Here is a 13,046-nt window from a genome sequence, read left to right on the forward strand (position 1 = left end):
TTCACACAAATTGCTACTTAAATATTATTAGATAGTAGAAAGACCAGTCATTTTAGACTGGTCTTTCTACATTCAAGCATGCACAGCATGTCCTACCGCCTGAAGTAGTGCTTCATGAATCGCTTCAGATAAAGTTGGATGTGCTGCAATATAATCTCTCATTATATCAGCCGTTACTTCTGTATGAATCATCACCGTTCCTTGTCCGATTAGTTCGGTTGCACGAGGACCGATAATAGAGATCCCTACAATTTCTTGATATTTAGGCTCCACAATGACTTTTACTTTACCCGTTTGTTCTCCTAAAATAAGAGCTTTTCCGTTTGCAGTAAATGCGAATTCTCCGATGAGGATGTCACCATATTTCTCTCTAGCTCCTTTTTCGGTTAAACCAACACTTGCAATTTCAGGAGCTGTATATATACAACGAGGTACAGCGTGATAATTTACTTTAACACCTTCTCCACTTGCATGCAGTGCTGCTGTCACTCCTTCATGAAAAGCTACGTGAGCAAGCTGAATCCCGCCAATAACATCACCCGCTGCGTAAATATGCGATATATTGGTTTGCATATGTTCATTTACAGTAATTCCTTTATTTGAAAACTGGATTCCAGCCTTCTCTAAACATAATCCTTGTACTCGTGGTTTTCTGCCAACAGAGACAAGAACATACTCAGGAGATACCTCGTAAATACTATCATTATATTCAAACGACGCTCGTTTTTTATGATTATTTAATCCTTTTAAAGCTGCTCCTGTGAAAATTTCTACGCCGTCTTTTTCTAGTTTCTCTCTTAAAATGCTTGCAATATCTTCATCTTCACCAGGTAGTAATTGCGGTGCCATTTCAACAATCGTTACTTTCGTTCCAAAACGACTATATATACTTGCAAACTCGCAACCTATTACACCACCGCCAACGATAAGTAATGAATCTGGTATGTTTTCAAGAGCCATCGCATGACTACTATTTAATATCCATTTTCCATCGAAAGGTGCGAATGGCAGCCCAGTCGGTTCTGATCCCGATGCGATAATGAATTGATTACCATCAACTACTTCTTCTTCCTTATTACCTTGCACAACTTGTAAACGATGCTCCGTTACAAATTTTGCTTTTCCCTTTAAAACTTTAATTTTATTTTTCTTCATTAAATAATGTATACCTTGTACGAGCTGTGTAACAATTTGTGATTTTCTCGTCTGTATTTGTTTCCAATCAATTGATACATTCTGATTATCTACTAATACTCCAAAACGATTCGCATAATTAATAATATCGTATACTTCAGCACTTTCTAACAATGATTTCGTAGGCATACACCCAACATTTAAACACGTTCCACCAAGATCCGCTTCATCAATAAGAACGACTTCTTTACCACTTTGAGCAGCGGTTATCGCCGCTACATAACCAGCTGGGCCGCCTCCAATTACAACTAATTTACTCATTCTCTCACCTTCTCTTTATAAAAGAATTGTTACAGGCTCTTCTAAATATTGTTTAATTGTGCGTAAAAACGCAGCTGCTGGTGCACCGTCTAATACACGATGATCGAATGTTAAACTTAAAGGTAACATACTTCCTTTTTGTAATTCTTCTCCTTTATATATCGGAACATGCTCAATTGCCCCTACACCTAAAATACCAGTCTCAGGTGTATTTAATACCGGTGTGAAGTACTCAATTCCAAAACTTCCTAAATTACTAATTGTAAATGTCGTTCCTTGCATATCATCACTACTTAAACTACCTTCTCTTGCCTTTTGCGCAGCTTTCTTAATTTCTTTAGATAACTCTACTAAAGATAAATGATTTGCAAAGCAAATAGCTGGAACGACTAACCCATTCTCTAACGCTACTGCCATTCCTAAATGAACATGCTCAAATTGATGAATTGTATCATTTATATAAGCACTGTTCATTTCTTTATGCTCACGAAGTGCTAATACAACAGCGCGTGCGACGAAATCTGTAATTGTTAATTTATTTTCATAGCGTTTTTGCACAACTTCAGCCATATTTTTATGTAAAGCAACTAATTCTGTAACATCTACTTTCATTGTTAATGTTAATTGCGCGCTATTTTGTAAGCTTGTATGCATGCGAGTTGCGATCGCTTTACGCATACCAGTAATAGGAATTGCTTTACTTTCTTCTTTTCCGTTTACTTCTGGAATAGCTACTTTTTCTTCAAGTGATTGTAATACATCTATCTTCGTAATTCTTCCTCCAGGACCTGTTCCTATTAATGTAGCAATATCAAGTTTTTCAGCTTTCGCAATTTTTTTCGCTACTGGAGAAATTTTTATTCTTTGTTTCGTTCCTTCTTTCGCATACGGTTCTGGATGCTGTACATTTTGAAGAGCTACTTCTTTAGGTACAGATTCCTCTATACTATCTACAGCTCCATGCGCTACTACTTTTTCATTCGGTTTACCTATATAGCAAATAATAGTACCAGGCGGAACTCCCTCATCTTCGCTTACAGCTATATCCAGTACAGTACCATCAGCTGGTGCTTCTATTTCTGTTTCAATTTTTTCTGAGTTAATACTAGCGATTAATTCACCTTTCGCTACATTATCACCCGCCTTAATATTCCAACTCGTAATAATACCTTCTTTCATCGCCATTCCTAACTTCGGCATTACAACTTCAACAGCCATTTTTCTCTCTCCCTTCTCATCGTTTCATCACACATTTAATAACGAACGATCTCCAATCATTTCCGATACAGTTTCAATCACTTTTTCTGGCGTTGGTAAATATAATTTTTCAAGTGGTGGCGAGAACGGAACTGGTGTATGTGGCGCTGTAATTCGTTTAATAGGCGCATCTAATAAATCAAAACCTTTATCCGCTACAATCGCTGCGATGTCAGTCGCAATGCTACATCTTGGATTCGCTTCGTCAATTACGATAAGACGATTTGTTTTTTCAACAGATGCTAAAATTGTATCTTCATCAAGTGGTGATAAAGAACGCGGATTAATAACTTCTACTTCAAGTCCTTTTTTTGCTAATTGCTCAGCAGCAGCGAGCGCTGTATGAACTTGCTTTCCAATTGCGACAATTGTTACATCAGATCCTTCTCGTTTTATATCCGCTTTTCCTAATGGAATTGTATAATATCCTTCTGGCACTTCACCTTTCATATTGTAAAGCGTTTTATCTTCAAAGAAGATTACTGGATCATCATCTTCAATTGCCGCTAATAATAAACCTTTTGCATCATACGGAGTGGACGGAACGATAACTTTAATACCTGGAATGCTCGTAAATAACGCGTATAAACTTTGAGAATGCTGAGCTGCTGCGCTAAATCCAGCACCATGCATCGTACGAATTGTAACTGGTACTTTTGCTTTCCCACCAAACATGTAACGGAATTTTGCACCTTGGTTTAAAACTTGATCAAGACAACTACCAATAAAATCATTAAACATTAATTCAGCTATCGGACGTAATCCAGTTGCCGCCGCTGCCATCGCAGCTCCCATATAACCAGCTTCAGAAATTGGTGTATCTAAAATGCGATTTCGGCCAAATTCTTGCACAAGCCCTTTCGTAACACCAAGAACACCGCCCCACGCTTCATCATCTTGCAAATGATCAACTTGCGCACCACCCGCAACATCTTCACCTATTAAAATGACGTTTTCATCACGGCGCATTGATAATTTCATCGCTTCATTTATTGCAGTTGACATACTTACTGTTCTAGTCATTGTTTTTCACCCTCCTCTTATTTGTAAGACACGTATACATCTTTTAATAATTCTTCATCTTCCGGATATGGACTATTTTCACTAAATTCAATTGATTGTTGCACCGCTTCATCTACTGCTTTTTCTATATCAACAAGCTCAGATTCAGTTAATAAACCTTCATGAATTAAATGTTTGCGAAAATGAATAATCGCATCTTTTTCATTTAAATGTTCTTCTTTCTCTTCCGTAGTTTTATATGTTTGTGCTTCCCCTTCAAAATGACCGTAATTACGATATGTTATACATTCAATAATTGTTGGGCCACCGCCATTACGTGCGCGTTCCACTGCTTCTTCTGCTGCTTTATATACGGCTAGAAGATCTTTCCCATCTACTTGAACACCTGGAATGCTATAAGCTTTCGCGCGATCTGCAATAGAATTACAGCTTGATGCATATTCGAATGTTGTCGCTTCGCCATAACCATTATTTTCTGCAATGAAAATAACTGGTAACTTCCAAATCGCCGCTAAGTTAACTCCTTCATGAAATGTTCCTTCATTATTCGCTCCATCACCGAAGAAGCAAACACTCACATCTTTTGTTCTTTTATATTTAGCTGTTAATGCTGAACCACAAGCAAGTGGAAAACCACCGCCTACAATCCCATTCGCACCAAGCATTCCTTTATCTAAATCGGCAATATGCATTGACCCGCCTTTACCTTTACATAACCCAGTCGCTTTCCCGAAAAGTTCAGCCATCATACCATTTAAATCACAACCTTTTGCGATACAATGCCCATGACCTCTATGTGTACTTGTAATGCTGTCGCTATCTGTTAAGTGGGCACATACACCAACTGCTACCGCTTCTTCTCCAGCATATAAATGAACGAAACCTGGCAGAGCGCCTTGCGCGAACAATTCATGCACCTTGTCTTCAAACTTACGAATCTCCAACATTTTTTCGTACATCCAACGAGCTTGTTCTTTCGTAATTTCATTCCCTTTACTTTCAGTTGTTTTTAACATGTCCAGCCCTCCTATTTTCTTGTTCGTCTATTATATTGCAAGTACCGTGCCACATATTAATCCTTGATTTAATAGGTTTTCTCTTCCTTTTAAAAGCAAAAAAGTGGACAAAATGAGACAGTTGTCTCGTTTTGTCCACTTTTGTTCACCCTATTAGAGAATCATTACATTATTCACTATCAAAACTTTTCTGTAATTTCCGGATGTAAATAATTTGACCAATATGATACGCATTATGAGTTGTTACATTAGCTAACACTTCCCACCACTTCGCACTTACAGGAAATCCAATTACATCACTTTCAACCTTATCTTCATCGATGAGTTTTTGCCATTGTAACAGTTTCTCTAATAGTTTTTCTCTTAACTCATCAAAGGTTTGATTATCTGACAACATAAAACTTTTGTTATTATCACCAATAGCGGGTACGGCATTAACATTCGATTCTTTGTATCTAGTTTGCCACGTTGAGTTCCAATACAGTAAATGTTGTACAATTTCAGCTATACTATTACTCTCTTCATTCGGTTTCCAGAAGGCTTCTCTCTCTGATAAATCCTTAACTGCATCTGAAAATGGCATATACCAACTGGGATCATTTGCATTCGCTAATAACTGATCTGCTAATACATCTTTCACATGGGCCATTTTTCTTCCCTCATTTCATTAGCTTATATAATACTTACTTCTCTATATACGCTGAGTCCACACAATTCCCTTTTTTAAAACCATTTTCATACTTATGCAAATAAAGAATCCGAAAGCACTTTACCCATAAATAATCTCATAGAATATAGAAATAATACAAATTTCTATCCAAACGAATATATGCATAGAAACTACACGTATGATTAATAGATTTTCTTCCTATAACTCGTTATGATAAAAGAAAAAGAAAGCGAGCGACCAATGAATAAAAAAATCGCGGTTATTACAGGAGCATCAAGTGGATTCGGACTATTAACGACACTTGAACTCGCAAAAAAAGATTATTTAGTTATCGCTACAATGCGCAATCTTGAGAAACAAGTAGACTTACTAGCTCAAGCTGCTAAATTCAACTTACAACAAAACATAAAAGTTCAACAATTAGATGTAACAGATCAAAGTTCTATACATAACTTCCAATTGTTTTTAAAAGAAATTAATAGAGTAGACCTTCTCATAAACAATGCAGGATATGCAAATGGAGGCTTTGTAGAAGAAATTCTAGTAGAGGAATATCGCAAACAATTTGAAACGAATCTTTTTGGAGCTATATCAATCACTCAGCTTGTTTTACCATATATGAGAGAACAAAAAAGTGGAAAAATCATTAATATAAGCAGCATTAGTGGCCAAGTTGGATTCCCTGGCTTATCCCCGTATGTTTCTTCCAAATATGCATTAGAAGGCTGGAGTGAATCACTTCGCTTAGAAGTAAAACCTTTCGGAATAGATGTTGCTTTACTTGAACCAGGTTCTTATAACACAAACATATGGGAAGTTGGTAAACAACTAGCTGAAAACCAATCTGATACTATCTCTCCATACAAAGAATATATGGATAAAATACAAAAACATATTAATAGTGGTAGCGATACATTTGGTAATCCGATAGATGTTGCCAATAAAATCGTTGAAATTGCTGAAGCAAAGCGTACTAATTTACGATATCCAATTGGAAAAGGTGTAAAATTTATGATTTTTGCGAAGAAGATTCTTCCTTGGAGATTGTGGGAATTTCTAGTTTTGAGGAGTTTTAAGAAGATGTAACTTTAACGTAAATAATAACCATTTATCATCGAACAGATAAATGGTTATTATTTACTTCATGATTTCATTATTTGTACCATCAATAATCATTTTATTATGCAGCAGATGGAAAGAAGTAAAATAGTATTGAAGTCATAAAAATAAACGTGAATATCCCAATTATCGAAAATATATATTCTTTCGATTCTCTATCATACTTCCATTCCATCAATGCTCTTAAGATTAACGTCCCCCCTAAATAAGTAAAAATGACATAAGCAATATTAACACTTTCGAATTTAAAGATAAATATAAAGCTAGTTATTAAATAAATAAAAAGTAGTCCTATTTCCAATTTTTTATGTGAACTATTTACATGTTTCTTATATCCCCAAAAACCACTCTTGGGCATATTTAATTTTTTTCTTAAAAACTTATCAAAAAAATAGACAGCTATACAAAAAACAATAGTTATAATCCAAAAAGTAGAAGTTCCCATTTTCACCCCTCCTATTACTTCATTTAATTATTTGAAATAAATTGGACTATATTACGGTTATTCACTTCTAAATAACTTACGATTCCTTCAGGATATGTTGGTTTCTTCTTTAATTCCTCTAGACTTTTCCAAATTAATATAATATCCTCATGTTCTTTATGCCTTATTTCATTTGTAACTACCTCTTGAGCAGTTCCCCAATGTATCAATGTACAATGATGACCTTTTTCGTTGTTCCACTCAAAAATGTGTTCATTTACAATTGCTAACTCTTGAACATCAACTTTCAAATCGTATTCTTCTATTAACTCTCGAATTATTGCTTCTTTTGACGTTTCACCAAATTCAATAAAACCACCTGGAAAACGATAAAATGATTCGTTCTCATCACATTGTACTAGTACTTTAGAATGTTCTTCGTTTACAATCATTACTTCTGTCCGTAAACGTGGTCTAATCATTTTCTCACCCTTTATCTGTATGACCATTCATCACCAATACGTATTATAGAATACATTCAAAATAATACCTGTAATTATTAATAACGGAACAATTCCAAACGAAATAATATATTCTTTTGTTTGCCTATCATATTTCCACTGCATATACCCTTGAAAAATGTACAACGTCATAAAAAAGAAAATTGGTATATCAGTCATGTATATTGGATTCAAAATTGAAACTATCATCATAAGTACTACATAAGAAATAATGATAATCCAGTGCCCCCATTTATGTGATTGACTGACATATTTACTATTCCATCCTGTTTGTCTCGGTATATTTAACTTCTTTCTCACGATTTTTTCTAAAAAAATTAAAATTATAATCCATAACAATAAGACAATTAGTTTCAAAAGAAACAGAAAGGCCTCCTCCTTTACCTTTTCTCCGGCTGGTCACTCGGAAACGTAGCATTCCTTTTATTTTCAACATCCCAACTAATAATTGTCGCACTATCACGCCCCAACTGATGATGCACGTGTTCTAAAACATTGTGAATATTTTCTTTAAGTGTTTTATTATTTCCGCTCATAGCATTATACAAATTTACAGGTGTTTCATATCGTCGTTCCCCACATTCCAATACACCATCTGTCACCATTACAATTCGATTCTTTCCAGTACGTAATTCACGAATTCCTGATGAATAGCAAGGTACAGGTAAATCAAATGTATTTACATTACCAATCCATTCGTAAAAATGACGTTGATTTAATGTATATTGCCCTAATTTATGTAGTTCATCATGAAATACATAAACTAGACAATCTCCAATAGATAGCCACCATATATAGTTTTCTTTTCTTACACAGATTAAACAAGCTGTCTCACCTTTAATTTTTTCACATTCTTCTTTAAATGACTGTGATTGAAAAGTTGTAAGTATATGATTTTCAACAGATCGAAATACTGTTTTAACCGGTTCATTCATAATTACTTTTATATTTTCATATTCTTTTTCGATTGTATGTACTACTAAATCAACACTTTCTGCACTATTATGCCCGTCTAATATAACGGCGAATTCCCAATCACCATTTGACCAAACTAATGCACCGTCTTCATTCTTTTTCGCCCCAGCACTTATATTCCCACCGTATTTACCAAGTACAATATCACCATATTGCTTTACTGAAATTTCCCCTAAACACATTTCCGTATTTCCAACCCATGAATATTGTGTATTATTTGTTGTATGCATACTCATTCACCATATACTTTCGTATTCTTTCACATAGTTTTTTTATTTCCTCCGCGTCACCATATGGTGCGCCAGTCCAATTTGCTACTTCAGTCGGTGACCAAAACTCTTTTGGTGTATTCGGATAACGCGGAATAATGTGCATATGTAAATGTGGTACACCATTTCCTGAAATGAAGGTATAAATATGTTCAGCACCTTCGCTTTCTTTTAGTGCTTTACTTACTCTACTTGTTATAAGTCCGAATGCTTTTGCCTCATCTTCATTTAATTCAGCAAGACCAGGTACATGTCTCTTTATATCAATCATTATGTAGCCAAGGTAAGTTTCTTCCTTCTCCCAATGGACATGTCCAACGTATATGAGATCATCTTCATAAATAGCACCGCCTGGAACTATAATGTTTCCTTTATGTTTTTCGCAAATGAAGCAGTTTTTTTCTGCTTGATTGTTTATGGACATATTTATCACCATCCTTTTCATATATAATATCATAAAAAAAGGAAAAACAGGTTTTATATTCCGAAAATTCACGCACTTAATGTTACAATTCTCCCCTTAAAATCATATATACGATTCAATCAAATTTCATACTTAAAATTTACAACTCATTATTTCTTCAAAACTGTAATCCCGATACCAATTACTATTCCAATCGCAATTCCGATTACTAAATTATCAACAAATAAACCAGGAACTACACCGATTACAATGCCTATAGCGACACCGATTGCCATTGCGTCATTTCTTTTTTTATTATTAGCCAAAATAGCATCTCCTCTCATAATTTCTCCCCATATAATATCCATTTACATGAACGTTGCTGTCTCCTAATATATTTCCTATTCCGCTTAAAAATTTCAAAAAATGTACTTTATTACTTTTCCATTTCCCCTACATAATCCTCTTCGTTTGAAGGAATTTTCAAGTCACCATTACATAGGCATTTACTATAAGAAAAATCAGTAATTTATTGAAGGAGGAACGATTCAAATGTATCCTCATTGGAATCCAAATATAAATCAACAATATGCTTACTCCCCCCATCCAGTAAGAAATACATTGCATCATGATTCTCAATATATGATGCAGCGCATCGCAAGCCTTGAAAGCCAATTAGCTAAGTTAATCTGCTTAATCGAAGAAAACAATCATTTAATAAAATCAATGGAACAACAGCAAAACCAAGTTTGTGCACCAGCTGGCGGTTCTGTTATTGTTCGTATGTGATCTTTTCAAACAAAAAAACACACTTTGTATAATAAAGTGTGTTTTCTTTTTATCTTCTTTTTTGATGAAATCCTTGTGTAATGCGGTCCAATATAATCGCAATGACAACAATGGCTAGTCCCGCTTCAAATCCCATTCCGATATTTACTTGTGTAACAGAACGGTAAACATCAACTCCAAGTCCTGGTGCTCCTACGAGTGATGCTGTTACAACCATTGATAACGACAGCATAATACTTTGGTTCACTCCAGCCATGATCGTTCCGGTTGCGAGTGGTAATTGTACTTTAAATAGTTTTTGTGATGCTGTGGATCCAAATGCATTCGCTGCTTCAATTAAATCTTCTGGAACTTGTCTAATCCCTAGGTCTGTAAAGCGAATTGTCGGCGGCATTGCAAAAATAACGGAAGCAATAATACCAGGAACAACGCCTACACCAAAAAACGTAATGGCTGGTATTAAATAAACGAAGGCCGGCATCGTTTGCATAAAATCTAATGTCGGTTTTAAAAATTTTGAGAAACGCTCATTTTGAGATGCTAAAATACCAATTGGAATTCCGACAATAATTGAAATAATAACGGACGTAAGTACGAGTGCTAATGTTTGCATCGTTTGTGCCCAGTAGTTAATATTTAAAATAAATAATAATCCGATGAGCGTAAAAATGACTAAAGATAATTTTCTCGTTGTGTACCAAATGAGGAAACATAGGATAATAATCATCAATATGGCTGGTATTATTGTTAAAAAATTAGTGAGTAAATCAACGAATCCACCGATAATATATGAGAATCCTCGGAACAGCCCTTCAAAGTGCTCATATAAACTTGCAACAAATGAATCAACCCATTCGCCTAATGGAATACGCGGAATATTATTCATCGTCCTTCACCTCTTCCTCAATGTTTCCTGCAAGAGCTTGAATGACACTTTCACGTTTAATAATTCCTCTTAGCCTTTTCTTCTCATCAATTACGGGTAACGGATATTTCATCTCCGCCATTTTTGCATACGTTTCCTCAAGTAAAGTATCTAAATAAACGTGCGGAATATCGTTAAGTAATAAATCAGCAATTGGCCACTGCTTTTGTACCGCCTTGCTCGCATCGTCTGCTGTTAATATACCTAAGAACTCATACTTTTTGTTTACAACATATACTGTAGAAACACCCGCATTCCTCATAATTTGAAGTGCTACACGCGGTCCACGGTCAATTAATAAAGTCTCCGGTCGTTTTAATATAGATTCCGCCGTAATTACTTTTCCTAAATTCACATCCGCAACGAATTTCTCTACAAATTCATTGGCAGGACTCATCATAATTTCTTCCGGCGTTCCAATTTGAACGATTTCTCCATCTTTCATTAATGCGATACGATCTCCAATTCGAAGCGCTTCATCTAAATCGTGTGTAATAAATATAATTGTTTTTTCCATTTTATCTTGTAGCTCTAACAATTCATCTTGCATTTCTTTTCGAATTAGTGGATCTAATGCACTAAATGACTCGTCCATTAGTAATACATCTGGATTATTCGTTAGTGCCCTTGCGATTCCAACACGCTGCTGCATACCACCACTAAGTTGACTTGGGTAATTATCTTTATGATGATCGAGTCCTACTAACTTCAACGATTCTAACGCCTTATTTTCTCGTTCCTCTACTGGAACTCCTTGAATTTCTAACCCGTACGCAACGTTTTGTATCACTGTACGATGCGGAAATAAAGCAAACTTCTGAAAAACCATACTCATTTTCGTCCTTCTTACTCTTCGCAATTCTTCTTTTCCCATCGTTGCGATGTCTTCACCATCTATGTATATATGCCCTGCTGTCGGTTTAATTAATTGATTTAGCATTCGAACTAACGTAGATTTTCCGCTACCGGATAAACCCATAATGACAAAAATCTCTCCCGTATATACTTCAAACGTCGCTTTTTTCACCCCAACGTTCATTCCTGTTTCTTTTAATATTTCAGATTTACTTTTTCCTTCCTTTAATAAAGCAACTGCCCTTTGAGGGTGTTTCCCAAATACTTTTGTTACGTTTTCAACACGCACCTTTGTATTATCCATGTCACTACTCCTTTTCTACCCATCTTTCATATAGTGTTGCGATTTTACAAAGAAATATTACATAAAAATTACATTCATAAGCTTTCTTTAAAATTCTCATTTCCGTTCATAATAAGAATGCTTACTTATACATTTATTTAAAAAGGCAAACGTTACTTAGGAGGTTTTCGATGCGAAAGAAAATATGGCTTATATGCCTTGCATTATTTATTACTATGATTTTCACTTCATGTAATGCAACAAATGCAAATTCGAAAGGGAAAATTAAACTTGGTGTAACAAGTTGGAAAGAAAATATTGCAACTGCAAACATGTGGAAAGTTTTATTAGAAGAAAAAGGTTACAAAGTTGAGCTCATGTATTTAGAAAAAGCTGCGATTTGGACTGGTGTCGCCCGTGGTGATGTTGATGCTAATTTAGAAGTATGGCTACCTGTTACTGATAGACCGCTAAATGATCGTTATAAAGATGACATTGTCTTAAAATCAAAATGGTATGAAGGTACTGGTCTTGGTTTGGTCGTCCCTTCTTATATGAAAAACATAAACAGCATAGAAGATTTAAACGCACATAAAGATGAGCTAGATAATAAAATTGTTGGGATTGAACCGGGTAGTAGCCTTATGAATTTAACGGATAAAGCAATGAAGGCATATGATATAAAATTAAAACTTGTCCAATCTTCAGAAGCTGCAATGATGAGCGAATTAAAAAAGGCATATACGAAAAAGAAACCAATCGCTGTTACGCTTTGGAACCCACATTGGGGCTTTTCAGAATTTGACTTAAAATATTTAGAAGACCCTAAGAAAGTATATGGTGAAAAAGATGACATTTATTACTCCGTTCGCAAAGGTTTCGAAAAAGATCATCCGGATATTGTGAAATACTTTGATCAATGGAAAATGAACGATGAACAACTAGGTACTTTAATGGTCATGCTAAATAAAACGAAAGATCCGGAAGAAGCTGCTCGAAAATGGATAAAAAAGAATCAATCGTTAGTCGATGAATGGGTAAAAGATTAAAAAAGTAGGCTAG

At 35.2% G+C, this 13,046-nt stretch carries 16 protein-coding genes; 3 read left to right on the forward strand and 13 right to left on the reverse strand.

Features of this window, described 5'->3' with window-relative positions:
* Positions 1 to 72: 72 nt before the first annotated feature.
* From lpdA to CQZ94_RS07685, 5 genes are all read right to left on the reverse strand, one after another.
* A complete protein-coding gene (gene lpdA / locus CQZ94_RS07665; RefSeq protein ID WP_105584900.1) occupies positions 73 to 1,455 on the reverse strand; it encodes a dihydrolipoyl dehydrogenase in 1,383 nt (460 codons plus the stop codon).
* Positions 1,456 to 1,470: 15 nt separating this feature from the next.
* The gene (locus CQZ94_RS07670; RefSeq protein ID WP_105584901.1) at positions 1,471 to 2,673 is read right to left on the reverse strand and encodes a dihydrolipoamide acetyltransferase family protein; all 1,203 of its coding nucleotides are present in this window, start codon (positions 2,671 to 2,673) and stop codon (positions 1,471 to 1,473) included.
* 27 nt (positions 2,674 to 2,700) lie between these two features.
* Complete coding sequence (acoB, locus tag CQZ94_RS07675) at positions 2,701 to 3,735, reverse strand: acetoin:2,6-dichlorophenolindophenol oxidoreductase subunit beta (protein ID WP_105584902.1); 1,035 nt, start codon at positions 3,733 to 3,735, stop codon at positions 2,701 to 2,703.
* 17 nt (positions 3,736 to 3,752) lie between these two features.
* Positions 3,753 to 4,751: an acetoin:2,6-dichlorophenolindophenol oxidoreductase subunit alpha gene (gene acoA / locus CQZ94_RS07680; protein WP_105584903.1), complete on the reverse strand. Its 999-nt coding sequence runs from the start codon at positions 4,749 to 4,751 to the stop codon at positions 3,753 to 3,755.
* Positions 4,752 to 4,920: 169 nt separating this feature from the next.
* Positions 4,921 to 5,400 carry a DinB family protein gene (locus CQZ94_RS07685; RefSeq protein WP_105584904.1) on the reverse strand — a complete coding sequence of 160 codons (480 nt, stop codon included), beginning with the start codon at positions 5,398 to 5,400 and terminating at the stop codon, positions 4,921 to 4,923.
* Positions 5,401 to 5,661: 261 nt separating this feature from the next.
* Between CQZ94_RS07685 and CQZ94_RS07690 the strand changes: the two genes are divergently transcribed.
* On the forward strand, positions 5,662 to 6,507 hold the full coding sequence (locus CQZ94_RS07690; RefSeq protein WP_219845212.1) for an oxidoreductase: 846 nt from the start codon (positions 5,662 to 5,664) through the stop codon (positions 6,505 to 6,507).
* Between the two features lie 94 nt (positions 6,508 to 6,601).
* Here CQZ94_RS07690 and CQZ94_RS07695 read toward each other — a convergent pair whose 3' ends face one another.
* The 6 genes from CQZ94_RS07695 to CQZ94_RS07720 form a co-directional block, all read right to left on the reverse strand.
* Positions 6,602 to 6,985, reverse strand: a complete 384-nt coding sequence (locus CQZ94_RS07695) for a DUF4181 domain-containing protein (RefSeq protein WP_105584906.1) — start codon at positions 6,983 to 6,985, stop codon at positions 6,602 to 6,604.
* 23 nt (positions 6,986 to 7,008) lie between these two features.
* Complete coding sequence (locus tag CQZ94_RS07700) at positions 7,009 to 7,446, reverse strand: NUDIX domain-containing protein (RefSeq protein ID WP_105584907.1); 438 nt, start codon at positions 7,444 to 7,446, stop codon at positions 7,009 to 7,011.
* A gap of 30 nt (positions 7,447 to 7,476) precedes the next feature.
* Positions 7,477 to 7,842 (reverse strand): DUF4181 domain-containing protein, encoded by a 366-nt coding sequence (locus CQZ94_RS07705; RefSeq protein WP_105584908.1) that lies wholly within the window; start codon positions 7,840 to 7,842, stop codon positions 7,477 to 7,479.
* Positions 7,843 to 7,865: 23 nt separating this feature from the next.
* The gene (locus CQZ94_RS07710) at positions 7,866 to 8,690 is read right to left on the reverse strand and encodes a PP2C family serine/threonine-protein phosphatase (RefSeq protein ID WP_142395777.1); all 825 of its coding nucleotides are present in this window, start codon (positions 8,688 to 8,690) and stop codon (positions 7,866 to 7,868) included.
* A complete protein-coding gene (locus CQZ94_RS07715; protein WP_142395778.1) occupies positions 8,674 to 9,174 on the reverse strand; it encodes an HIT family protein in 501 nt (166 codons plus the stop codon). The genes CQZ94_RS07710 and CQZ94_RS07715 overlap by 17 nt, the downstream gene beginning before the upstream one ends.
* A gap of 128 nt (positions 9,175 to 9,302) precedes the next feature.
* Entirely contained in the window at positions 9,303 to 9,476 is a 174-nt protein-coding gene (locus CQZ94_RS07720; protein WP_105585138.1) for a glycine zipper domain-containing protein, read from the reverse strand.
* 208 nt (positions 9,477 to 9,684) lie between these two features.
* Between CQZ94_RS07720 and CQZ94_RS30860 the strand changes: the two genes are divergently transcribed.
* Positions 9,685 to 9,921, forward strand: a complete 237-nt coding sequence (locus CQZ94_RS30860) for a hypothetical protein (protein ID WP_142395779.1) — start codon at positions 9,685 to 9,687, stop codon at positions 9,919 to 9,921.
* Positions 9,922 to 9,970: 49 nt separating this feature from the next.
* Here CQZ94_RS30860 and CQZ94_RS07730 read toward each other — a convergent pair whose 3' ends face one another.
* Entirely contained in the window at positions 9,971 to 10,807 is an 837-nt protein-coding gene (locus CQZ94_RS07730; protein WP_098266583.1) for an ABC transporter permease, read from the reverse strand.
* Positions 10,800 to 12,005 (reverse strand): quaternary amine ABC transporter ATP-binding protein, encoded by a 1,206-nt coding sequence (locus CQZ94_RS07735; protein ID WP_105584911.1) that lies wholly within the window; start codon positions 12,003 to 12,005, stop codon positions 10,800 to 10,802. The genes CQZ94_RS07730 and CQZ94_RS07735 overlap by 8 nt, the downstream gene beginning before the upstream one ends.
* 170 nt (positions 12,006 to 12,175) lie before the next feature.
* Between CQZ94_RS07735 and CQZ94_RS07740 the strand changes: the two genes are divergently transcribed.
* Complete coding sequence (locus tag CQZ94_RS07740; RefSeq protein WP_105584912.1) at positions 12,176 to 13,033, forward strand: glycine betaine ABC transporter substrate-binding protein; 858 nt, start codon at positions 12,176 to 12,178, stop codon at positions 13,031 to 13,033.
* Positions 13,034 to 13,046: the final 13 nt, after the last annotated feature.

The organism is Bacillus sp. MYb209 (genome assembly GCF_002975175.1).
Lineage (GTDB): Bacteria > Bacillota > Bacilli > Bacillales > Bacillaceae_G > Bacillus_A.